Genomic DNA, 23,958 nt, shown 5'->3' on the forward strand with positions numbered 1-23,958 from the left:
ATAGACACTTAAATTTCGTCACTGGAACTTTAAGTTAATTTGTTCACCTAACTTCAATAAGTTACAAAACTCTTATCCAAACCTCAGGTTACCTAAAACAACTCAATCAACCAGTACTTCTAATTAATATCACTGATTAAATGACTTTGGCTTATATGCAAGCCTAGCTCAGCATCATTTACCATAAAAGGTTTACAAATAAAATGTCCTATTGCGGCAACTAGTTGGTCATCATAATACAAAAAGGCAGTACGTTTACGTTGCCATGGCTCAACATTAAGCTCTTGTAAAACCTTCTTCAAACTACGCGAGTGCATTCTAAAATCAGGCAAGCACTTTGGATTGTTATGACTAAAACTCACACTCACTTGTTGCCCTTGTGCTGGCAGACAGACGAGTGGTTGAGCATTACCTTGAGTTAGTTCAATATTAACGCTTAACTTACCTAAGTTATCAGGTAACTCAATTACAATAGAACCTTTGGATAAGTCGATCTCCCTGCGCCAGTCACTAATATCTATATAATTAGGCGTTATGAATAACTGCTCTTTAAAACGGCGAAGAACGCACTGCCCTACTTTAATTTGGGGTGTTTTATCTTCACTGGCCTGCAACTGCTGCCTTACTTGCTTGAGTTGCTCTGTACTGGGCATTAGGTAATCTTGATGCGCCAAAAAGAATCGAATTACATTATTAAATCGAGCTGGAGAAAGTACCTTTAAAGCTTGTGTATATAAACTAGTGCTACTCGCTTTACAGATGACTAAATCTTGCTCGGCAAGCTCATCCAACAACTCTTGCCCTGCTAAGCAGTGGCTAGCGCTGCGATTGATGGTGTTATTAATACTTGGCCAACGCTCACGTAAAAGTGGCATTATTTGCTGTCTGATGAAGTTACGATCATAACAAGTATCAAGGTTTGACTCATCTTCTACCCAACTAAGCTGATGAGTTTTAGCATACGTTTCTATTTCTTGACGAGAAACACTCAACAAAGGGCGAACTAATAAATGTTGACCAAGCTGAGTTTGTACCGACATTGCTGACAGACCTTTTAAACCGGCACCACGTTTAAGTGCTAATAAAAAGGTCTCACTTTGATCATCACTATGATGGCCAGTTAACACTATAGACTTGTTGTCTCTTAATGTTTTCAAGGCATAATATCGAGCGTCGCGTGCCAATTCCTCTAATGATTGCTGTGCTTTTGTCTGTACATTAACGCACTTAATAACAAGATCAACTGAATGCTTTGCGCATTCTGTTTTAGCAAATTCTTGCCAGCTTGTAGCATTATCACTCAAGCCATGGTTAACATGACAGACGGTAATATCATTGCTTATAAGTTGGTGCTGCTTTAATTGAGTTAACGCATGCAAAAGCACCTGTGAGTCGATACCACCGCTGTAGGCGATAATTAACTCTAAATTTCCGTGTAATGCGAAAAAAGGTTTGAGGGTGTTATGGAGAGTTAAAGTGAGTTTATTCATAAAAAAGGCCGACAGATAGATACTGCCGGCTATGCTATTTAGCAGTAACCAAATGACATTAATCGATCATAACGCTGCTCGATAAGCTCATCTTTACTTAAGCCTTCTAGGTCCGTTAAATCTTTTTTGATTGCTTGTTTAAGATGTGCAGCCATAATATCCATATCACGATGTGCTCCGCCTAATGGCTCTTCAACGATGCTATTAATTAAATCTAGCTCTTTGATACGCTCTGCTGTAATGCCCATTGCAGCAGCTGCTGTAGGCGCTTTTTCAGCTGTTTTCCATAAAATAGAAGCACAACCTTCAGGTGAAATCACTGAGTAGGTTGCATATTGCAGCATATTTACTCTATCACCAACACCGATAGCTAACGCGCCACCCGAGCCGCCTTCACCAATAACAGTACAAACAATAGGAACCGTTAAACGTGCCATCACTTTTAAGTTACGAGCAATGGCTTCACTTTGGCCACGCTCTTCAGCGCCAACACCAGGATAAGCACCAGGAGTATCGATGAAAGTGATGATTGGCATATTAAAACGCTCTGCCATTTCCATAAGACGTAACGCTTTACGGTAACCTTCAGGACGCGGCATACCAAAGTTACGTTTAACTTTTTCAGCGGTTGAACGACCTTTTTGATGACCAATAATCATTACAGGTTTACCGTCTAAACGAGCGGTTCCACCCACAATAGCACTGTCATTAGCATAAGCACGATCACCGGCTAACTCATCGAATTCGGTAAAGATCCGTGGTATATAATCTAGCGTATATGGGCGTTGAGGATGACGGGCCACGCGCGCAGTTTGCCATGGGTCTAAATTGGCAAAAATTTTCTTGGTTTGCTCTTTATTTTTTTCGCGTAACTGAGAAATTTGATCTTCGATATCAAGATCAAGCTCTTGGCCGTTATTTACTAACTGTAGTTCTTCTATTTTTGCATCAAGTTCAGCTATAGGCTGCTCGAAATCTAAAAAGTTTAATGACATGTTTATTTATACCTAATAAATCTAGTTAATTTTTTAAAATCGTTTTCACTACTTAACCAAAATACCTTGAGTTAAATACCTTAAGTAATATTTACGTAAAGTATTTTTGCTCAATATCTTAAGCTAAGTAGTTGTTATTTAAATTCCATGGCGACACGTTCTTCACCAAGCAATGTTTTTAATTCGTACAGTAGCATATCGGTTGGCGTTACTCGCCATTGCACGCCTAACTCCAGCATAGCTTGAGCTTCTTCGCGCTGATAAAAAACTCTCACTGGACAGGTCCCCTCTTTAAAAGGTGTTAATACCTGAGAGAACTGTTCGATAAAATCATCCGCTATCAAACTGTTATCGACTTGAATATCGATAGAGCTAAGATAATTTTCTCGCGCATCAGTGATTGTCATTATATCCCGAGCGGTCATTGTATTACCACCAGAATAATCATCAAAGCTGACCTGTCCACTACAAACCAAAATAGCATCATTTACCAGTAACTCAGCGAAGCGATCGTAGTCATCAGGAAAGAGGCGAATATCCATTCGTGCACTCTTATCATCTAACGTCACTAATGCCCAGCGACGCCCGCGTTTATTGACTAAGACGCGTACGCCTATCACTAAACCAACGGCAACTGCTTGCCTATCTCTACCCGTTGGTTGCATGACAACTAACCGACTAGAAGAATATTTTTTTATTTCACTCAGGTAACGATTAATAGGATGTCCGGTTAAATAAAGCCCTAAGGTTTCTTTTTCGCCATCTAACCACTTTTCTTCCGGCCAAGCTCTTACTTCTTTAAACGTTTGTCTGGAATCGGTTTGCTCATCATTGATTAAACCAAATAAATCATTTTGCCCCAAAGATTCAGCTTTTGCATGTTGCTCAGCTGCTTTAATTGCTTCAGGTAACGTTGCAAAGAGTGCAGCACGATTAGCGCCCTGCTCTTTGGCTTTCCCCTGGACGTACTTAGGGCCTAGGCTATCCATAGCACCTGATTTGATCAATTTTTCTAAAACACGTTTATTGGTTTTTTTAAGATCAAGACGCGCACAAAAATCAAATAAATCAGTAAAAGGCCCGTCAGTTTGTCGGGCACTAATTATTGCTTCAATAGGACCTTCACCCACCCCTTTAACGGCACCAATACCATAAACAATTTGGTTATCATCATTGACGGTAAATTTATATTGCCCAGCATTAACATCGGGTGGTAATAAATCTATGTCCATATTGCCACATTCATCAACTAAGGTGACAATTTTTTCAGTGTTGTCCATATCAGCAGACATTACCGCCGCCATAAACGGCGCAGGAAAATGTGTCTTCATCCATAACGTTTGATAAGAGACTAATGCGTACGCCGCAGAATGCGATTTGTTGAAACCATAGCCCGCGAATTTTTCAACCAAATCGAATATCTTCATGGCTAGTTCGCCATCAACACCTCGATCTTTCGCGCCTTGTTCAAAACCAGCTCGCTGTTTAGCCATTTCTTCGGGTTTTTTCTTACCCATAGCACGGCGAAGCATATCTGCACCACCGAGTGAATAACCTGCCAGTACCTGCGCAATTTGCATTACTTGCTCTTGATACAAGATAATGCCGTAAGTTGGTTCAAGAACAGGCTGTAAATCTTCATGTTGCCATGTGGCATCAGGATAACTGACTTCTTCACGGCCATGTTTACGTTCAATGAAGTTATCAACCATGCCTGATTGCAATGGCCCTGGTCTAAATAAAGCCACCAGTGCGATAATATCTTCAAAGCAATCGGGTTTTAATTTATCAATTAAAGATTTCATGCCACTAGATTCAAGCTGAAACACTGCCGTGGTCTTAGATTGCAATAACAGCTTAAAACTTGCTTTATCTTCAAGGTCAATTTTGGTGATATCAATTGGCTCTTTGCCGGCTTTAAGCAATTTTACATCGGCCATTTCTATAGCCCATTGTAAAATAGTTAATGTTCTTAGCCCGAGGAAATCGAACTTAACTAAACCCGCATCTTCAACATCATTTTTATCAAACTGGGTAACCGGATTCTTACCTTCATCATCACAATAAAGTGGTGCGAAGTCGGTAATAGTGGTGGGTGAAATAACAACACCACCAGCATGTTTACCCGCATTACGCGTTGTACCTTCAAGAATACGACACATATCAATCAGATCTTTGACTTCACTATCTTGTGCGTATATTTCCGGTAATTTTGGTTCTTCTTCAAACGCTTTCGCTAAGGTCATACCGGGTGTTGGTGGGATCAGCTTTGAAATTCTATCCACAAAACCATAAGGGTGACCAAGTACTCGGCCAACATCACGGATAACCGCTTTTGCCGCCATAGTACCAAAAGTAATGATTTGCGAAACCGCATCTCGGCCATAAAGCTCAGCCACATGGTCGATTACTTCATCACGTCTATCCATACAGAAATCAATATCGAAATCAGGCATAGAAACACGTTCAGGATTCAAAAAGCGTTCGAAAAGCAAATCATATTCAAGTGGATCAAGATCTGTAATATCAAGCGCATAAGCAACAAGGGAGCCAGCACCAGACCCTCGACCAGGTCCCACTGGAATATTGTTATCCTTACTCCATTGGATAAACTCCATAACAATCAAGAAATAACCAGGGAAGCCCATGTTATTAACCACTTCGAGCTCAATTGCTAAACGTTCATCATAAGGTTTTCTTATCTGGGCAAAGTCCTCCGCTTGACGGTCAAACAATTGGTCAAGACGCTTCTCTAAGCCTTTTTCTGAGACCTTGATAAAAAAGTCATTTATCTCCAAACCTTCCGTGGGGAAATCGGGTAAGACGTATTCACCTAAAGTGACTGTAACATTACAGCGTTTAGCAATTTCGACAGTATTGGCTAAGGCTTCAGGGATATCACTAAAAAGCTCGCACATCTCCGCTTCGCTGCGTAAGTATTGCTCAGGGCTATAGCGCTTAGGACGACGTTTATCATCTAAGGTAAAGCCATCATGAATAGCAACACGGATTTCATGCGCATCGAAGTCATCAGGGGAGAGAAACATGACTTCATTAGTGGCAACCACAGGCAGATTTTCTTGTGCTGCTAGCTCAACAGCAAGATGGATATAGTTTTCTTCATCATTACGACCCGTTCTAACTAACTCAAGATAATAACGATCGTCAAAGTGTTCTCGATAAAAGCTAACCATTTCTGCAACAAGTTCAACATTACCTTTTAATAAAGCTTTACCTATATCTCCTTCTCGACCACCTGAAAGTAAAATTAATCCTTCTTTAAACTCAACCAACCAGGATTTATCGATAACAGCTTTATTTTGGACATGACCGCGCGTATAAGCTTTGGAAATTAGTTCGGTTATATTTTTATAACCAACGTTGTTTGTGGTTAGCACGACTATTCGTGACAGTTCATCTTCTAACTCATCACTTTTCACCCAAAGATCACAGCCGATAATGGGTTTGATACCCGCACCATGGGCAGCATGATAATACTTAACAAGACCACACAAATTGGTTTGGTCTGTCAGAGCAATTGCTGGCATATTAAGCGATAACGCTTTAGCGATTATCGGCTTAACTTTTTTTAAGCCATCACACATTGAATAATCACTGTGTACCCGTAAATGGATAAATTTAGGCGCTACAAAAATGCTTAAATCTTCTTCAATAAGTGTTTCGTCGGTAAGTATTTCAGTCATGCTATTAGTCATATTTCTGTCATGCTTTTAATCATGGTAGGTACCTAATACTCTCGCTACTGGTTTAAAACTTTGTCGATAGCAATCAAGTACGCCATGCTCGATGATTTTTTCTAAATGAAGTTTGGTTGGATAACCTTTGTGTTTGGCAAAACCATACTCAGGATGAAGTTTATCTAAAGCAATCATTTCATTATCACGAGCAACTTTAGCGATAATGGAAGCGGCACTTATTTCTGCGACTCGCGCATCACCTTTAACCACTGCTTGGCTAGCAATCTTATTATTTAGTTGCTCCGTATCAGTGATATTACTTAAAAAAGTAGGACAACGATTACCATCAACAAGGACAAAGTCAGGGGTTACATCTAAACCGGAAACAGCGCGCTGCATTGCCAGCATAGTTGCGTGCAATATATTTAATGTATCTATTTCTTGAGGGGTAGCACGCCCTAACGACCAAGATATTGCCTTTTCCTTTATTTCAATAGATAGCAAGTTACGCTTCTTTTCTGATAATTTTTTCGAATCCATCAATCCCTCGATAGGGTTATCGGGATCCAAAATAACGGCCGCGGTCACAACATCGCCAACTAGAGGTCCACGTCCGACTTCATCAACACCTGCAATGCAATATGCTATAGGGTACTCAAAATCAGGGAAAGTTTGCTTGATCGCCATATTATTTACTCAAGATAAGGTATTCTTATCTTATTTGTTATTGTCTAAAGGTTTGCTCGATAACACATCAAGTACTGCTTTGGCTGCTTGTTTACTCGCATCACATTTGAGCTGTTGATGGATTTCATTATAACTGGCATTCAGTTGGCTTTGATCTTGATAAAGTCGTTCTTTAATTAAAGGCACAATATTGTCAGGGCAAACTTCTTTTTGCAATAATTCTGGTACTAAGGATTTATTGGCTAATAAATTAGGAAGAGAGAACCATTTCAACTTAACAAGCCAGCGACCTAAGATAAAAGTTAGTGGACTAAATTTATAGCAGATAACCATCGGTCTTTTGATTAATGCGGCTTCTAATGTTACGGTGCCTGAAGCTGTTAGTAGGCAATCACTTGCTGCCATTACCTCTTGCGTTTGATTAAGAATAACCTCTACAGCTAAATTAGGAGCAAACTCAGCTTTAAGAGCATTAAACTGCTCGACCCGCTGCTCACTTATCATAGGAGCAACAAAGAGTAATTCACTATCTTGAGCTTGCAATTGTTTAGCACTTTCGAAAAAATCTTCAAGTAAACGTGATAACTCACTACCACGACTACCTGGCATCAATGCCAATATTTTTTTATTTTGAGGTAAACCAAGTTGGCTTCTTGCTAGAGATTTGTCACTTTGCATAGGAATATCATCAGCAAGGGGATGGCCAACAAAGGTACAAGGGACATTGTGCTTATCATAAAAAGCTTTCTCAAAGGGTAATAAGGCTAAGACCATATCAGTTGCCTTAGCTATTTTAAAAATACGCTTTTCACGCCAAGCCCAAACTGATGGGCTAACATAATGCACAGTTTTAATACCTTGCCCTTTAAGTTTTAATTCAAGACCGATATTAAAATCAGGCGCATCTATACCAATAAACACGTCGGGTTTATTGGTAGTAAAGTATTCGGTTAAGGTTTTACGTACATGTAATAAACGTCTGATACGGCCAAGTACCTCAACCAAGCCCATGACAGATAACTCATCCATAGCAAATAGACTTTGGAAACCTAACGCTTGCATTTTGGGACCACCGATGCCAACAAATTTTGCATCGGGGTTTGTTATACGTAATGAAGTTATCAGGCCTGCGCCTAGTGTATCACCGGAATGTTCACCAACAACAATGGCAAATACAGTTTGTAGCTGAGGGTGCGTGTTCTGAGCAGTCATAGGCGTTAAGGTACTTAATGTTAACGATACCTACATTAAGATGATGCTTTAATGTAGGTACTAATGGCGCATGTTTAACTTATTCGGTTTAACGAATGATGCCACGATTAGATTCTTTGATTGAATTACAAAATACTTGTAGTTCTGAAGATTGTGCTGGCATTTCATTGATAGCCATTAATGCTTCATCAACGGAAAGCCCCTGACGATATACTGCTTTATAGGCACGTTTGATAGTCAAAATAGTTTCTTTATCAAAACCACGTCGCTTTAAGCCTTCACTGTTTAAGCCAAAGGGTTTAGCTGGTTGGCCAGAAGCCATAACATAAGCGGGGACATCTTTAAGTATTAAGGCATTTCCAGCAATAAAACTATGTGCACCAATATGACAGAACTGATGAACACCAACCATACCACCAATAATGGCATGATCACCTACATGAACATGACCCGCAATAGAAGCATTGTTTGCAAATATACAATTGCTACCAACAACACAGTCGTGGGCAACATGGGTATAAGCCATAAATAAATTATTGCTACCTATTTGGGTAAGACTATTATCTTGAATCGTGCCACGATGAATAGTACAAGACTCACGAAAAGTATTATTGTCACCAATAATTAATTCGGTTGGTTCACCTGCATATTTAAGATCCTGACAGTCTTCACCTATACTGGCAAACTGAAAGATTCGATTCGCTTTACCAATACGGGTTGGGCCATTAATAACAACATGGGATTTAATTTCACAGTTATCACCAATAACAACGTTACTGGCAATATAAGTCCAAGGACCTATGGAAACATTTTTGCCAATGATGGCACCTGGTTCAATAATAGCTTGGGGATGAATCATAGGGTAGATCCTCTAATGAGTAAGTAAGCCTTTGTTCTAAAGGACATCTAATATAAAGGAGACTATAAAGCGCGACGAGCACACATCAAGTCAGCACTACAAACAACCTTGCCATCAACTCTGGCTTCACCATAAAATTTCCACATACCACGACGTTCTTTAATAAATTCAACGTGTAAATGCATGGTATCACCAGGTAACACTGGTTTTTTAAATTTGGCTTTATCTATTGAAGCAAATAAATACATTTCATTATCGCCTCGCCCTTCTGTACTTTTGAAACCAAGAATGCCGGTCGCTTGTGCTAACGCTTCTAATATCAATACACCAGGAAAAATAGCTAACTCAGGGAAATGACCAGTAAAAACAGGTTCATTTATGGTTACATTTTTAATCGCATGTAATGTTTTACCTGGTTCGTGATCAACAACTTTATCTACTAATAACATCGGGTATCTGTGAGGTATTAACGTTTTAATTTCGTTAAGATCAATAGGTTTTTTTACAGTTTCCAAATGAGAATTCCTTGTTAGCTAGCACGGTTAGCTAATAAATTAACTAACCGCTTACTATATTTACGTCTGCGTCGTCTTGAGTGACAGAAAAGACTTTGCAGTATTTTACTCATTGGTGGGGTTAATAGCTAGCTATTAGGGAGTAATTTTTCTAACTCTTTCACTCGCTTAGTAAGACTATCCAGTCGTCTAACTCTCGCATTAGTTTTATTCCATTCTTTATTTGGAGCAACTGGCATACCAGAAGAATAAACACCCGCTTCGGTAATATCTTTGGTTACCATAGCCATACCGGTAAAAATGCAGTTATCGGCAATATTGATATGGCCATTAACACCAACCAAGCCAGCAATCGTGCAGTTTTTACCCATGACTGTACTACCTGCGATAACACTGCAGGCCGCCATGGCGGTATTTTCACCGACAATAACATTATGAGCAATTTGAATCTGGTTATCTAATATTACGCCATCTCTGATCTCAGTATTATCAAGTGCCCCTCTGTCAATTGTAGTGCTAGCACCAATCTCAACATGGTTACCAATAATCACACTACCTAGTTGTGGGATTTTATGCCACTTATAAGGCCCTTTAACTGGCGCATAACCAAAGCCATCTGAGCCGATAACAGTATTCGCTTGAATTAAGCAATGATGACCAATTTCCACTTGGTGATAAATAGTTATATTTGCCCAAAGTGTGGTTGCCTCACCAATTTTAACGCCATGGCCAATAAAACAGCCGGCACCAATACTGACGTTATCAGCTAATTGCACACCTGACTCAATAACAGCATTAGCGCCAACACTGACATTTTTGCCTAGAATAACATCATCGGCTATCACAGCACTTTGATGAATCCCACAGGCAACCTTTGGCGTGCTATCTAATAAATTAGCCAATATGGCATAACCCATATAAGGGTTATCCATAACAAGTGCACTCACCGGGCAAGCTTCTAAAGAGTCTTGAGACACTATAACAGCACTTGCCTTGGTTGAGGCAAGTTGCTGCTGATATTTACTATTAGTGAGAAAGGCTATCTGACCTTTAGCAGCATTGGCTAACGTTGCTAAACCACTGATTGTAGCCTGTGCTTCCGCTGACTCATCCAGCTCTTTTGGCACGACCAATTTAGCCTCTAACTTGATAGCTATTTCAGCTAATGTATAAGCCATATTAATGCCTCTTAGCGCCATGAATGATACATTGATCTTTAATAATGATTATGATGAGAATAAGCTTACTTAAGCTTACTTACATGCTCTACCACAATATCTGTGATGCTAGCACCAGGTTTTGAATAAACTACTGCTTGTTGAGATAGCACTAGGTCATAGTCTTGTTTAACAGCAATGTTATCTACCGCTTGACGAACTAAAGCAATAATTTTATTTGTTTCTTGATTTTGGCGTTGCGTAGCTTTTTCTTGTAAAGCTTTACCTTTTACTTGGTACTCTTGAAACAAAGATTTAACTTTAACGTCTAGTTCTTCTTTCTCTTTCGCGCTCATTAACGCACCGTCACGCTTTATTTTTTCTTGGTAATATTTAATGTCTTTTTCAAGTTGAGTAATGATAGTTTTTTCATCTTTAAATTCGGCTTCTAAGCTTTGCATTAGCGCTGCTGTTTGCGGAATTTTACTCATAATTTCTTGAAAGTTTACTACTGCAATTTTTTGGTCAGCTGCCATAACTGAACTTGCTAATAACATACCCGATGCAGCAACGCCCATAACCATAGTTTTAATAACTTTATTCAATGTTGTTCCCCTTTATTTATTATTTGATTCTTGCAATTTTCACCGACAATATATCTGCCGATCAATATAGCAAGGTTAATTAATTAAACGCAGCTAAAATCTGCTTTTTTAAAATGTTTTACCAATGTTAAAGCTAAAGAATGAAGTATCATCCCCTTCTTCTTCTCTCACTGATTTAGCAAAACTAAAAATCATTGGCCCCATTGGCGAGAGCCATTGAATTGAAATACCAGCTGAACTACGAAAGCGACCTGGATCAGAGAAGTCATCAATTTTTTCATATTCAAAAGGATCTAAATTTTCGTAACTCTCTAAGTTAAACTCTGTATCCCAAACACTGCCCGCATCCCAAAAAATACTGGTTCGGACACTATTAGCATAACTCTCATCTAAAAACGGTGTGGGTACTATTAACTCAATACCCGCAAGTGCCATGGCATTACCACCGACAGAGCTTTGGCTAACACCGATAGAATCATAATCGGGTCCTAAACAACAACTTCCACCTGGGAGTTTTTGGGGACTACGATAAATAGCATGAGGACCGACGGTATTATTTTCAAAACCACGTAAGGTATCAGCACCACCTGCACTAAAGTTCTCCCAGAAAGGTAGTAACTGGTCATTGCCTTCAATTGTGCCATAGCCATTGGCGTATCCTAACTGTACACGCGTTAATACAGACCATTTTTGGCTACGTGTTAATGGGAAATAAAATTTAGCATCATAATTAAGCTTAAAATACTGTAAATCAGATTTCGGTGACGTCATCTTAGCATTTAATCGTTGTTGAGAGCCTGCTGTAGGAAAAGTTCCTCGGTTCAAAGTACTACGCGATAAACCCGCATTCAAATCAAGTGTTCTAAACGCTAACTGGCCATCAGGATCGTTTGGATCGGCATAGATGTCATAAAAGTTTTGGATCTGATCGTATGCTTGTAATTGTGATATTTGGTTGTACTTCCAACCTACCCCAAAATTCAAACGTAGATATTCATTTACTGGGAAACCCCAGTTAAGACCTAAGCCAAAGGTTTTATTATTATATTCAACCATATTGGCATTACCAGCATCATACTCGCTATAGTAAACTTGCCCACCGAGTGAAACCGCATCGACGGTGAAATATGGATCTGTATAAGAAATAGTGGCATTTTTTTGATAATAATTCTTCGCTACATTAAAACCTAACTGATTACCTGTACCTAAAAAGTTGTTTTGCTGGACACCGGCGTTAATGCTCAATTTTGTTTCTGAGCCATAGCCAATACCGGCATTAAATGAACCTGATGGTTGTTCTTTTACCGTAAAATCGATATCGACTAAATCATCTTCACCCTCTATCTGCTTAGTTTCAAACTCAACAGTTTCCATATAAGGTAGTCGCATTAACCAAGACTTTGATGACTCTACTACACCGTTGGATAACCAAGCGCCTTCCATTTGTCGCATTTCACGGCGTAATACATTATCGGCCGTGACATGATTACCGGTAAAGTTTATACGGTTTACATAAACGCGTTTTCCTGGGTCAATCGATATAGACAATTTCACCGTATGATTTTCATCATCAACCTCTGGAATGGTTGTCACTTTAGGGTAAGCATAACCATAACGACCTAAAAACTTACTAATAACCTCTTCGGTATAAGTTACTTCAGCACCGTTATAGAGTTCATCTGCTTGTAATGGGTTAATAGCACGGATAGTATTTTCAAAACCCGCCATATCGCCAACAAAGTCTACCTCACTTACCCTGTAGGTCTCACCCTCAGTGACGTTAAGCGCAATATATACTGCTTCTTTATTCGGCGTCATGGATACTTGAGTGGAGTCTACTTTGAAACGCAAATAGCCACGATTAAGGTAATAGCTATTAATCGTTTCCATATCACCTTGTAATGTTTGTTTCTGGTATCGATCTTGTGCCATAAAATTCCACCATGGCGAATCATAAGTCAGTTCGATTTTATCCATGATTTCAGCATCAGAAAAAACTTCGTTACCAACGATGTTTATCTGTTTAATAGAAGCGGAGTCACCTTCTACAAAAGTGAATTCTAAATTCACTCTATTTCTTGGTAAATGAGTGATTTTAGCGGTAACTTTTGCATTGTATTTACCAACACTGTGATAAAAATTTTCTAGCCCCATTTCTATACCAGAGATAACAGTACGGTCCAGGGTCTCACCAACACGTATATTGCTGCCATCAAGGCTTTCTGTTAACTGCTCATCTTTAAGATCGCTATTACCATCAAAGATTATTTCGCTAATCGTTTCGCGTTCTCTTACACGATAAACTAAACGATTGCCGTCACGGTAAACTCGAATATCATTAAAGTGCCCTGATTGATACAAAGCCTTTATCGATTGTGAAATTCTAAAGTCATTGAGGTTATCACCGACATTGAAAGAAAGATGTGTTAATGCTGCCCCTAAAGCAACACGTTGTAGACCTTTAATTTCGATGTCTTCAACTTGAAAACTTGATGCCGCTTGAGCAATAGGTACTGATGTTCCTAGCGTTCCTAATAGGAGGGCGAAGGCAATTCTTTTCATGATCATATATTATAAACTTCGTTATTTCTTTTTATAAAAACTGTTAGCTACACAATTAACATGTTGCAGTGACTCTAACACTCGACTGAATTTATTCAATAATTCAAAGCCAATAATATTAAAGCGTTAAGACCTTAATCTAAAAACTGGTCTCTTCGACTTTCCGTTTTCCTTCCTTTGAACTCTCATAAAGTGTCATCGCACTAAAGAGGATGTACTTCCATCAAATTCTTTAACCTAGCACCGACTAATAGCTATTAACAAACGTGCTGTTACCTACATTAATTAAGCTACGAGACAAACTTAAACTATTTGTATTCAAATGATCTAGTAACTCTTACGCTAATAGATCTACTCATCGCAAAGCTAACATCAATTCATTAATGGCTTCAGCCTAAAACCCGACTAAAATCGTTAAATAATCCAATAGCCATCAACATTAATAGAGCTAAAGCACCAAACTTAAAACCCGCTGCTTGAACTTTCTCTGGTACTTCTTTACCTGTGAAAAGCTCTATAAGATAATAGAGTAAGTGCCCGCCATCAAGTACTGGAAGCGGTAAAAGGTTAATTATTCCTAAATTAATACTAATTAACGCTAAAAAGCCTAAAAAGTAAACAAATCCATGACCTGCACTATTACCTGCGCCTTGAGCAATACCTATAGGACCACTCAAATTCTTTACGGATACATCGCCGGTGATCAGTTTCCCTATCATACTGAAGGTTAAATGAGTCAAATTCCATGTCCGCTGAGCACTTTCTTTTATTGCATCGATAGGACCATAACTTAACTCAATCAAAAATTCTTGTGGCCAAGCATCAGCTTTAGGCGCAACACCAATATAACCAATAACACTTCCAGAACGCTCGACACTATCAGGTGTCACTGGCAAAGTAATTACTTCACTATTACGACTGATGGTAATTAACACTTCTTGCCCTGGAAAGTGCTTTATTTCTTTAGCAAAAGCCAACCAGTCATCTGTTTTCACATCACCCACGAAGAGAAGCTTATCACCCACTAAAAGCCCTGATAATGCTGCTGGGCTTTCCTCGGCTACAGCGGCTAACTCATTATGGACTTTAGGTCGATAAGGCGTGATGCCTAAACTTGTTAAAGCCGACGTTTTATCGGGTGAAAACTGCCATTTTGTGGTGTCTAAATTAAAGGTTGAAATATATTGGCCATCACCTTCTTTAGTTTTAATTTCTATTGAGTCATTACCAATTTGTCCAATTAGCGCAAGGTTAACTTCTTGCCAATCTCTAGTAACATTACCTGCAACACTGACAATTTCAGAACCTTTTATTAGCTTCGCTTGAGCAGCAATCGAGCTAGGCACAACATTACCTATCAGTGGTTTTACACTAGGAACACCAATTAAAAACATTACATACAAAGCAAATAAAGCAAAAATAAAGTTAGCCAAAGGCCCAGCTGCCACAATGGCTATACGCTGATATACTGTTTTAGCATTAAAAGCTTTATCTTTATCTTCTGGTTGAACATTATCAATTCGTTCATCTAGCATTTTGACATAGCCACCTAAAGGTATCATTGCTAATACATATTCAGTGCCATCCTTGCCTGTTTTCCGCCAGATTGCCCGGCCAAAACCAACAGAAAAACGTTCAACCTTTACGCCATTTTTTCTAGCTACCCAGAAATGGCCATATTCATGTACGGTTACTAGGATACCTAAAGCAACAACAAAGGAGGCTAGGTTCCACAAAAAATCCATCATGTTACTTGTTACCCTCTTGCATCAAAGGTGGTATTGGAAAAAAATCAACCAGTAATGTCTTTGCAAATAAACGTGCTTGCGTATCGAGGGCAATCACCTCATTAATATTATCTACCTGTTGTGAGACAAATTTTTTCACAGAAGTTTCATTTATTTTAAATATATCGGTAAATTTAATCTTTTCGTCTAAAAATGCAGCTACTGCGACCTCGTTAGCCGCATTGAGCGCAGTACAAGCAGCTTGACCTTGTTTACAAGCATCAATAGCCAGCTTCAGATTAGGATACCTTACAAAATCAACTTCTTGGAATTCAAAAGATGGAGTATTAAAAAAATCTAAAGGAGGAACCCCTGATTCAATACGGTTTGGAAAGCTCAAAGCATGAGCAATAGGTGTACGCATATCTGGATTACCCATTTGAGCAATAACAGAGCCATCCTTATATTGTACCATTGAATGTATGGTACTTTGGGGATGTAATACCACTTGAATATCTTCAGCATCCACGTTGAACAGCCACTTAGTTTCAATAAACTCAAGGCCTTTGTTCATCATTGTTGCCGAGTCGACTGATATTTTTCGGCCCATATCCCAGTTAGGGTGAGCACATGCCTCTGTAGGAGTTACCGATTCAAGGGTTTCTATAGCCCTAGTTCTAAAAGGGCCACCAGAGCCAGTTAACAATATTTTATTGATACCGTTAGCAATAAGTTGGCATTCACCAATTTCATCTTGTTGATGAGAGGGTAAACATTGAAAAATTGCATTGTGCTCACTGTCGATTGGTAGCAGTTTTGCCCCTGAAGCTTTGACAGCAGCCATAAAAATGGCGCCGGATGTTACCAAGGCTTCTTTATTGGCAAGCAGCACACGTTTACCTGCATTCACCGCTGCAAGTGTAGGCAATAAACCAGAAGCACCAACAATAGAAGCCATCACAGTATCAGTGGTCTGACATTGCGCAATATCAATTAACGCTTGCTTACCTGATAACACCGAAATATTACTCATATTAGCGTCATTAAGTTTTTGAGAGAGCAAAGTTGCGTGTTCGCTAGAAACTAACACGACTTGTCGAGGTTTGAATTCAAGACATTGCTCAAACATTACCTCAACGCTAGCATTAGCAGCCAAACTGATCACCTGAAATTTATCAGGGTGAAGTCGTACCACATCAAGGGTACTACAACCAATAGATCCCGTTGAACCTAAAATACAAAGTTGACGTTTAGACACGCATCTACCCCAATTAATTTATCAAAATGCTAGAAATTAATAATCTGTTCAAGCAAGTAATATGTAACAAAGAGCAAAAACAGGTGCTGTTGCCGTTAGACTATCTATTCTATCTAAAATACCACCATGACCTGGCAATATCGTACCACTGTCTTTGACACCCGCCTGACGTTTAAACATACTCTCAGTTAAATCGCCTAAAACAGAAATAGAAGTTATCAATAAGGTAACTAACAATGCCGTTATAAAATCATTGTTAGACCATTCTAATGACAAACCCACTACCACAGTTAATATAGCGGCAAAAAGCACACCACCGAAAAACCCTTCCAGTGTTTTACCTGGGCTTACATTAGGCATCAACTTATGCTTTCCTATTGTTTTGCCAACAAAGTAAGCGCCTACATCAGCACTCCACACCAGCATAAACAAATACATCAATAACTGCGCACCTTGGAACTCATCTATCATGTAATTATTCGTACGCAATACCATAAACGCAAGCCAAGTAGGTACTAAGGTTAACCAGCCAAAGATGGCAATAATAAATTTATTACTCGCCCAAAAAGCATTAGATTTTGGGTAAAAAAACATTAATAAAGCAGCGAATATCCACCAAAGAACACTCAACCATAGTAGGGAGGTTATTTCATGTTGTACACCGCTTACCACCAGCCATGTCTCATCGACGGGTAATAAAAACCATAGCCCCCCTATTAATGCAGTAGTAACTGCAGCATAACTTAAACGTTGAATGGTATTGACCAAGCCCATAAAGCGGGCCCACTCCCATGCACCTATGGCGATAATTGCCATTAAAAGCCCAGCAAAGTAGTTAATGGGTAAATAGAAAATTGCTGAGACTGCTGCTGGTGCTAATATTAAAGCCGTTATAATTCGTTGTTTTAACAAGGGCTACCCTTTTATTTTTAGTAGATAGTTGTAATGGACTAATGGTTAGTCAGGCAAGCTCTGAGTAATTGACTCGGCTTGCTGTTCTTAATTATATTTTTTGTTAACGCTATTTTTCTATCGTCTTACGATGTTTGTTCGTTTCTTGCTTGTTCACCCGTTTTGCCAAAACGACGTTCTCTTTGATCAAAGCAGTTTATCGCTTCTTGAAGTTTTATTTCATCAAAATCTGGCCATAGTGTATCAGTGAAATATAGCTCAGCATAAGCCGCTTGCCATAAAAGGAAATTACTAATCCGACAATCACCACCAGTACGGATAAGTAGATCTAAGGTAGGGAGGTTTGCTAAACAGGTATGTTCATTGAGTGTTTCTTCATTAATATCATCAATAGATATAATACCTTGATTGACATCATTCGCTAGTTTTTTAGCGGCTTGAGCGATATCCCAGCGACCACCGTAGTTCGCTGCAATTGATAAAACTAAACCGGTATTTTCTGCCGTGAGTTGCTCTGATTTAGCGATATTTTTCTGTAACTTATCAGAAAAACGGCTTAAATCACCTACCACTTGAAAGCGAATATTATGCTTATGTAAACGCTTAACTTCTTTAGTTAAAACATACATAAACAAATCCATTAGCACACCAACTTCTTTTGCCGGACGTTGCCAGTTTTCACTACTGAAAGCAAATAGTGTCAGTGCTTTAACCTCGGACTTACGTGCACTAGTAACAACAGCTCTTACTGATTCAACACCAGCCTTGTGCCCAGCAACACGGCCCTTGCCTTGTAACTGTGCCCAACGACCATTACCATCCATGATGATAGCAATATGTTGAGGAATATTTTTATTATCAGCCTGCTCAGCTATGACTTCACTATTATTCACTTAACAATTTTCCATTAATTATTTAAGTTGTTTTACTTATAATTGACTATTAATAAAAAACGCCAGTCGGCTATAAAGCTGCAATCTGGCGTTATTTCAATAATCTTATTTATATTTCCATTAGTTCCGCTTCTTTTTTCACAAGCACTTCATCCACTTGTTTTACAAAAAGATCGGTGATTTTTTGAATTGAATCTTCAGCTTGACGATGATCATCTTCGCTGATTTCCTTTTCTTTTAACAGGCTTTTAAAGTCAGAGTTTGCATCGCGACGAATATTACGGATAGCAACTTTTCCGCCTTCTGCTTCACCACGAACTACTTTAACCAAATCTTTACGTCGCTCTTCCGTAAGTGGTGGTAATGGAATACGTATTAGCGTGCCATTCGATTGAGGGTTTAAGCCTAAATCAGATTTCATAATTGCTTTTTCAACAGCAGAAATCATTCCTTTATCAAAAACCGTAATAGAAAGATTACGTGCATCAGGCACTGAAACATTACCTACTTGGTTTAATGGGGTATCCATGCCGTAATATTCAACAACAATATTATCTAATAATGAGGCATGTGCACGGCCAGTTCTTATTTTAGTTAAACTAGTTTTTAAAGCATCGATACTCTTGCCCATACGGTCTTGAGCATCTTCAATTATTTCATCTATCACGATAATTTCCCTAATTATTAATAAGTTAATTTAAGCCTGGGTTTTATATTCCTCTTGGCTTACTCATTCTTAGTTTTGACTTAAGTCTCAATACGTTTTTTGTGCGAAATCACTGTGCCTTCATTACCGCCCATGATGACAGACTTTAATGCACCAGCTTTATTCATATTGAACACGCGAATTGGCATATTATGATCACGTGCTAAAGTAAAGGCCGCTAAGTCCATCACTTTTAATTCTTTGTCCAGTACTTCATCATAACTTAATTCACTATAAAGCTCTGCTTCTGGATTTTTGACTGGATCTTCAGAATATATCCCATCAACTTTAGTCGCTTTAAATACAGCATCCGCTTCAATTTCTATACCACGTAAGCATGCTGCTGAATCGGTAGTGAAAAATGGATTACCTGTACCTGCTGAAAAAATAACAACTCGGCCAGATTTTAATAAACTGATGGCATTTGCCCAGTTATAGCGCTCACAGACACCCGCTAAATCGATAGCAGACATCAAACGTGTATTTACAAAGGCTCTATGTAGCGCGTCACGCATTGCTAAGCCATTCATTACCGTAGCTAACATGCCCATTTGATCGCCAACAACACGGTTCATACCCGCTTCAGCTAAACCAGCACCACGAAATAAATTACCACCGCCGATAACTAGACCCACTTGGATACCCATTTCTACTAGCTCTTTGATTTCTTGAGCCATGCGATCAAGTACTTTAGGATCAATTCCAAAACCCTCGTCACCCATTAGCGCTTCACCACTGAGTTTTAATAGAATTCGTCGATAAGCAGGTTTAGGATTGGTTGTCATAGGGAAAAGTTCCTGTCGCGGTTAAAGTAATAAAATTTAAGCAAAAAAAATAGCCGAGGTCAAAAGACCGCGGCTATTTTAATACGTTTAGCCCACACACGATAGTCTAAACTGAAAAAACTCACTTTTTATTACGTAAAGAGTAAAAATTTGGTATAAAAAAACGTCTACCTAGGTAGACGTTTTTTAGTAATTCAAGCTATCTGATTATGTTAGTAATAAAACTAAGTCATCAAATAAAATGAATTAAGCTTTAGCAGCAGCAATTTGTGCTTCTACTTCAGCTGCGAAATCTTCTTCTTTCTTCTCGATACCTTCACCAACTTCTAAACGTATAAAGCTAGTAACAGTGATACCTTTCTCAACAAGAACAACACCAACAGTTTTCTTAGGTTCCATAATGAAAGCTTGACCAGTTAAAGAAACTTCACCTGTAAACTTCTTCATGCGGCCTGTAACCATCTTCTCAGCGATTTCTTGAGGCTTGCCTTCGTTCATCGCCATTTCGATTTGAATGCGTTTTTCATTGGCAACAACATCAGCTGGAACGTCATCAGGAGTTAAAAACTCAGGCTTGCTTGCAGCAACGTGCATAGCAATGTGCTTAAGTGATTCTGCATCACCTTCACCAGCAACAACAACACCAATAGTACCGCCATGGCTATATGATGCTAAATTAGCACCTTCAACGTATTCTACGCGACGAATATTGATGTTTTCACCAATTTTAGTCACAAGTGTAATACGCTTTTCTTCGAATTGTGCTTGAAGCTCTGCGATTGTTACTTTAGAAGCAAGGGCTGCATCAGCAACTTCGTTAGCAAAACCTAAGAAGTTATCATCTTTTGCTACGAAATCAGTTTGACAGTTAACTTCAACTAAAGCGGCAAGACCATCAGTAGTTTTAATTAAAATTGCACCTTCAGCAGCTATGTTACCGGCTTTTTTAGCCGCTTTAGCTTGACCGTTCTTACGCATATTTTCAATCGCAAGTTCCATGTCGCCTTCAGCTTCTACTAAAGCATTTTTACAATCCATCATGCCCGCAGCTGTGCGTTCACGAAGTTCTTTAACCATTGCAGCAGTAATTGCCATGAGTTAATTCCTCAGTTTTCTGTTATCCCCAGATTTGAATTATCACTAAATCAATTTTGGGCATAAGTATTAAATAAGTTGCCACAAAAGCGTACTTTTGTGGCAATAGAAAATAAACGTATTGCTAACCGAGATTACTCAGCTTCAACAAAACCGTCTTTTTCAGCTTGTACTACGATGTTTTGCTCACGGCCACTAAGCACAGAGTTAGCAACAGCATCACAGTATAAAGTGACAGCACGAATTGCATCATCGTTACCTGGAATGATGTAATCAACACCATCAGGGTTTGAGTTAGTATCAACAACAGAAATTACTGGGATACCAAGGTTGTTTGCTTCTTTAATAGCAATGTGCTCGTGATCAGCATCAACGATAAATAAAACATCAGGTAAACCACCCATGTTTTTGATACCGCCTAAGCTTTTATCAAGTTTTTCCATTTCACGAGTACGCATTAACGCTTCTTTCTTAGTTAACGCTTCGAAAGTACCGTCACTGCTTTGAGCTTCTAAATCTTTTAGACGTTTGATTGATTGACGAACTGTTTTCCAGTTAGTCAACATGCCACCTAACCAGCGGTGGTTAACGTAGAATTGGTCAGATTTGATAGCTGCATCTCTGATTGCATCACTTGCAGCACGTTTAGTACCAACAAATAACACTTTACCTTTTTTCGATGAAACATTGTTTACGAAAGCAAGTGCTTCATTGAACATAGGAACTGTTTGTTCAAGGTTAATGATATGAACTTTATCGCGAGCACCAAAAATGAATTGCTTCATTTTAGGATTCCAGTAACGTGTTTTGTGACCGAAATGAACACCGGCTTTAAGCATATCGCGCATTGAAACGTTTGACATTTTCTTTCCTTTATAGGGGTTAAGCGTTCATACACCCAATATACACGACTCTTTTGTTTTGACTTCATAGTCAAAAGCTGAGCACCCCGGTATACCTTTAGTAGATGTATGTGAGTTTATAATATGACTTATAAGTCAAAAAACCAAATATAGCTCTTTGTACAAATAGTCGATTTAAATGGTCACTAAACCAAGCCAATTCACTTTGAATTACTTAATAGAAAGACAAAAATGATTAACTAAAAATTTAGCGCCGCAATTTATACCATAACTAAGAGATTTTAGCGAGACATAAATGATTTCCCACCAAAAGACGATTTATGGTGGGATAATAAAGCAAGGCGAGTTAAAATCAGCTGATATTTATATATTTCAATCGAAATCACCACTTTTTTAGGATAAGTAATGGCAGCAGAATTATTTTTTATTTATGACAGTCACTGTCCTTGGAGTTATGCAACAACTCCTTTAGTGAATGCGGTAAACCAATCGTTACCAGAAGTAGTCATTAATTTATGGCATTGTGCCTATTTTTCAGATGCTGATGATAATAATATAATCACTAAGCAACAAATTGCTCAAGTCAAAGATCTATCCATGGTCAGTTTTTCACCTGAATACATGAGTAAATTATCACATGGAAAAGACTCTACCTTATGTGCCAACCTAATGACTTGGGCTGCAGAAAAATCGCCACTACAAGCATTGGCATTATTAAATGCTTTGCAAACTGAGCATTTTTCAAAAGGAAATGATCTAAGTGAACAAGCTGATTTGAATCATATCGTTGATGAATTCAAACTATCTGTACCGGCCAAACTTTTTAATAAAACCAAGTTAACTAGTGATGCAAGTGCGCAAGTGCATGAGATTTATGCGCTACAAGAAATTATAGGAACTCAAGCTATACCTGCGTTATTATTGGCAATAAATGATGAACTAATACTGCTTAATCACAATTTATACTTACAAGAACCTAATGCCATCATTGATGCGATAAAATTAGAGTTAAATAATTACGCTTAACTTGCTATCTTAATTGGCAAGTTAATTATTCCATAATTATGACCTTACAAATACTCAATAGCATAGTGGCATTCAATAATGGCACTAGCGCAAACTTAAAGAGATAAAGAAAGATGGCCATCACTATAAAAAGCCAAGAAGAAATAGAAAAAATGCGTATTGCCGGCAAGTTAGCCGCGGAGGTATTAGAAATGATAGCTCCTCATGTAAAAGCAGGCATAACTACTGATGCTCTTAATACTTTATGTGCTGAATATACAGATAAAGTTCAAAATGCTATATCAGCGCCACTTAATTACCACCACTTCCCTAAATCTATTTGTACTTCTGTCAATCACGTTGTTTGTCACGGTATCCCTGATGACACAGTGTTAGCCGACGGTGATATTATTAATCTTGATATCACCGTGATAAAAGACGGTTATCACGGTGACACCAGTAAAATGTTTCTTATTGGCGAAGTCTCTACTGAAGATAATCGCCTATGTCGTATTACTCAAGAGTCACTCTATTTAGCCCTTAAAAAAGTTAAGCCTGGTGCCACTTTTGGTGAAATTGGCGCAACGATTCAAAAGTTCGTTAAAAAATCAGGTCGTTACTCTATTGTTAAAGATTATTGTGGTCATGGTATAGGTCAAGAATTCCATGAAGAACCACAAATAATGCACTATAAAAACAATGACAAAACGAAAATGGAAGTAGGCATGTGTTTCACCATCGAACCTATGGTTAACTTAGGCCGCTCGGGTACTATTTTGGATAAGACCGACAATTGGACTGTTTATACTGCTGATGGTAAAAGATCAGCACAGTGGGAACACACTATTGTTGTTACTAAAACGGGTTGTGAAATTTTGACTTTACGTGAAGAAGAAACAATTTCGCGTATTTTACATAATTAGTCCTTAAATAT

20 protein-coding genes are annotated in these 23,958 nt (G+C 38.6%); 2 read left to right on the plus strand and 18 right to left on the minus strand.

Going from position 1 to position 23,958, the window contains the following annotated elements; translation table 11 throughout:
• Window positions 1–119: 119 nt before the first annotated feature.
• The 18 genes from tilS to rpsB all read right to left on the minus strand — a co-directional run bounded on the left by tilS (window position 120) and on the right by rpsB (window position 22,019).
• Complete coding sequence (tilS, locus tag CXF71_RS13105) at window positions 120–1,490, minus strand: tRNA lysidine(34) synthetase TilS (protein WP_101233403.1); 1,371 nt, start codon at window positions 1,488–1,490, stop codon at window positions 120–122.
• A gap of 38 nt (window positions 1,491–1,528) precedes the next feature.
• Entirely contained in the window at window positions 1,529–2,485 is a 957-nt protein-coding gene (gene accA, locus CXF71_RS13110; protein ID WP_101233404.1) for an acetyl-CoA carboxylase carboxyl transferase subunit alpha, read from the minus strand.
• Window positions 2,486–2,619: 134 nt separating this feature from the next.
• Window positions 2,620–6,189 (minus strand): DNA polymerase III subunit alpha, encoded by a 3,570-nt coding sequence (dnaE, locus tag CXF71_RS13115; protein WP_101233637.1) that lies wholly within the window; start codon window positions 6,187–6,189, stop codon window positions 2,620–2,622.
• Between the two features lie 27 nt (window positions 6,190–6,216).
• Window positions 6,217–6,870 (minus strand): ribonuclease HII, encoded by a 654-nt coding sequence (gene rnhB, locus CXF71_RS13120; RefSeq protein WP_101233405.1) that lies wholly within the window; start codon window positions 6,868–6,870, stop codon window positions 6,217–6,219.
• Window positions 6,871–6,900: 30 nt separating this feature from the next.
• Window positions 6,901–8,082 carry a lipid-A-disaccharide synthase gene (gene lpxB, locus CXF71_RS13125; RefSeq protein ID WP_101233406.1) on the minus strand — a complete coding sequence of 394 codons (1,182 nt, stop codon included), beginning with the start codon at window positions 8,080–8,082 and terminating at the stop codon, window positions 6,901–6,903.
• A gap of 88 nt (window positions 8,083–8,170) precedes the next feature.
• Window positions 8,171–8,941, minus strand: coding sequence for an acyl-ACP--UDP-N-acetylglucosamine O-acyltransferase (gene lpxA / locus CXF71_RS13130; RefSeq protein WP_101233407.1), 771 nt, complete (start codon window positions 8,939–8,941; stop codon window positions 8,171–8,173).
• A gap of 62 nt (window positions 8,942–9,003) precedes the next feature.
• Window positions 9,004–9,456 carry a 3-hydroxyacyl-ACP dehydratase FabZ gene (gene fabZ / locus CXF71_RS13135; RefSeq protein ID WP_101233408.1) on the minus strand — a complete coding sequence of 151 codons (453 nt, stop codon included), beginning with the start codon at window positions 9,454–9,456 and terminating at the stop codon, window positions 9,004–9,006.
• Window positions 9,457–9,584: 128 nt separating this feature from the next.
• A complete protein-coding gene (lpxD, locus tag CXF71_RS13140; RefSeq protein WP_442871932.1) occupies window positions 9,585–10,640 on the minus strand; it encodes a UDP-3-O-(3-hydroxymyristoyl)glucosamine N-acyltransferase in 1,056 nt (351 codons plus the stop codon).
• 59 nt (window positions 10,641–10,699) lie between these two features.
• Window positions 10,700–11,218 (minus strand): OmpH family outer membrane protein, encoded by a 519-nt coding sequence (locus CXF71_RS13145; RefSeq protein WP_101233410.1) that lies wholly within the window; start codon window positions 11,216–11,218, stop codon window positions 10,700–10,702.
• A gap of 108 nt (window positions 11,219–11,326) precedes the next feature.
• The gene (gene bamA / locus CXF71_RS13150) at window positions 11,327–13,786 is read right to left on the minus strand and encodes an outer membrane protein assembly factor BamA (protein WP_101233411.1); all 2,460 of its coding nucleotides are present in this window, start codon (window positions 13,784–13,786) and stop codon (window positions 11,327–11,329) included.
• 383 nt (window positions 13,787–14,169) lie between these two features.
• Window positions 14,170–15,528, minus strand: a complete 1,359-nt coding sequence (rseP, locus tag CXF71_RS13155; protein WP_101233412.1) for a sigma E protease regulator RseP — start codon at window positions 15,526–15,528, stop codon at window positions 14,170–14,172.
• 1 nt (window position 15,529) lies between these two features.
• Window positions 15,530–16,765 carry a 1-deoxy-D-xylulose-5-phosphate reductoisomerase gene (gene ispC / locus CXF71_RS13160; RefSeq protein ID WP_101233413.1) on the minus strand — a complete coding sequence of 412 codons (1,236 nt, stop codon included), beginning with the start codon at window positions 16,763–16,765 and terminating at the stop codon, window positions 15,530–15,532.
• 48 nt (window positions 16,766–16,813) lie between these two features.
• Window positions 16,814–17,677, minus strand: coding sequence for a phosphatidate cytidylyltransferase (locus CXF71_RS13165; RefSeq protein WP_101233414.1), 864 nt, complete (start codon window positions 17,675–17,677; stop codon window positions 16,814–16,816).
• 125 nt (window positions 17,678–17,802) lie between these two features.
• A complete protein-coding gene (gene uppS, locus CXF71_RS13170) occupies window positions 17,803–18,570 on the minus strand; it encodes a polyprenyl diphosphate synthase (RefSeq protein ID WP_101233415.1) in 768 nt (255 codons plus the stop codon).
• A gap of 109 nt (window positions 18,571–18,679) precedes the next feature.
• A complete protein-coding gene (frr, locus tag CXF71_RS13175; protein WP_101233416.1) occupies window positions 18,680–19,237 on the minus strand; it encodes a ribosome recycling factor in 558 nt (185 codons plus the stop codon).
• Window positions 19,238–19,317: 80 nt separating this feature from the next.
• Window positions 19,318–20,061, minus strand: coding sequence for a UMP kinase (gene pyrH / locus CXF71_RS13180; protein WP_101233417.1), 744 nt, complete (start codon window positions 20,059–20,061; stop codon window positions 19,318–19,320).
• A 246-nt stretch (window positions 20,062–20,307) separates the two neighbouring features.
• Entirely contained in the window at window positions 20,308–21,156 is an 849-nt protein-coding gene (tsf, locus tag CXF71_RS13185) for a translation elongation factor Ts (RefSeq protein ID WP_101233418.1), read from the minus strand.
• A gap of 134 nt (window positions 21,157–21,290) precedes the next feature.
• Complete coding sequence (rpsB, locus tag CXF71_RS13190; protein WP_101233419.1) at window positions 21,291–22,019, minus strand: 30S ribosomal protein S2; 729 nt, start codon at window positions 22,017–22,019, stop codon at window positions 21,291–21,293.
• A gap of 405 nt (window positions 22,020–22,424) precedes the next feature.
• Between rpsB and CXF71_RS13195 the strand changes: the two genes are divergently transcribed.
• Together CXF71_RS13195 and map are read left to right on the plus strand one after the other, a co-directional pair.
• Window positions 22,425–23,045 (plus strand): hypothetical protein, encoded by a 621-nt coding sequence (locus CXF71_RS13195; protein ID WP_101233420.1) that lies wholly within the window; start codon window positions 22,425–22,427, stop codon window positions 23,043–23,045.
• A gap of 113 nt (window positions 23,046–23,158) precedes the next feature.
• A complete protein-coding gene (map, locus tag CXF71_RS13200) occupies window positions 23,159–23,947 on the plus strand; it encodes a type I methionyl aminopeptidase (protein WP_101233421.1) in 789 nt (262 codons plus the stop codon).
• Window positions 23,948–23,958: the final 11 nt, after the last annotated feature.

Origin of the sequence: Colwellia sp. 12G3, from assembly GCF_002836775.1 — a bacterium.
In the GTDB taxonomy this organism is placed as follows: domain Bacteria; phylum Pseudomonadota; class Gammaproteobacteria; order Enterobacterales; family Alteromonadaceae; genus Colwellia.

Bases quoted from the DNA above. Each gene is read 5' to 3' on its own strand.
- tilS (WP_101233403.1), bottom strand. From the start codon at position 1,490: ATGAATAAACTCACTTTAACTCTCCATAACACCCTCAAACCTTTTTTC.
- lpxB (WP_101233406.1), bottom strand. From the start codon at position 8,082: ATGACTGCTCAGAACACGCACCCTCAGCTACAAACTGTATTTGCCATT.
- bamA (WP_101233411.1), bottom strand. From the start codon at position 13,786: ATGATCATGAAAAGAATTGCCTTCGCCCTCCTATTAGGAACGCTAGGA.
- rseP (WP_101233412.1), bottom strand. From the start codon at position 15,528: ATGATGGATTTTTTGTGGAACCTAGCCTCCTTTGTTGTTGCTTTAGGT.
- dnaE (WP_101233637.1), bottom strand. From the start codon at position 6,189: ATGACTGAAATACTTACCGACGAAACACTTATTGAAGAAGATTTAAGC.
- CXF71_RS13195 (WP_101233420.1), top strand. From the start codon at position 22,425: ATGGCAGCAGAATTATTTTTTATTTATGACAGTCACTGTCCTTGGAGT.
- accA (WP_101233404.1), bottom strand. From the start codon at position 2,485: ATGTCATTAAACTTTTTAGATTTCGAGCAGCCTATAGCTGAACTTGAT.
- map (WP_101233421.1), top strand. From the start codon at position 23,159: ATGGCCATCACTATAAAAAGCCAAGAAGAAATAGAAAAAATGCGTATT.
- rnhB (WP_101233405.1), bottom strand. From the start codon at position 6,870: ATGGCGATCAAGCAAACTTTCCCTGATTTTGAGTACCCTATAGCATAT.
- lpxA (WP_101233407.1), bottom strand. From the start codon at position 8,941: ATGATTCATCCCCAAGCTATTATTGAACCAGGTGCCATCATTGGCAAA.
- tsf (WP_101233418.1), bottom strand. From the start codon at position 21,156: ATGGCAATTACTGCTGCAATGGTTAAAGAACTTCGTGAACGCACAGCT.
- pyrH (WP_101233417.1), bottom strand. From the start codon at position 20,061: ATGACAACCAATCCTAAACCTGCTTATCGACGAATTCTATTAAAACTC.
- rpsB (WP_101233419.1), bottom strand. From the start codon at position 22,019: ATGTCAAACGTTTCAATGCGCGATATGCTTAAAGCCGGTGTTCATTTC.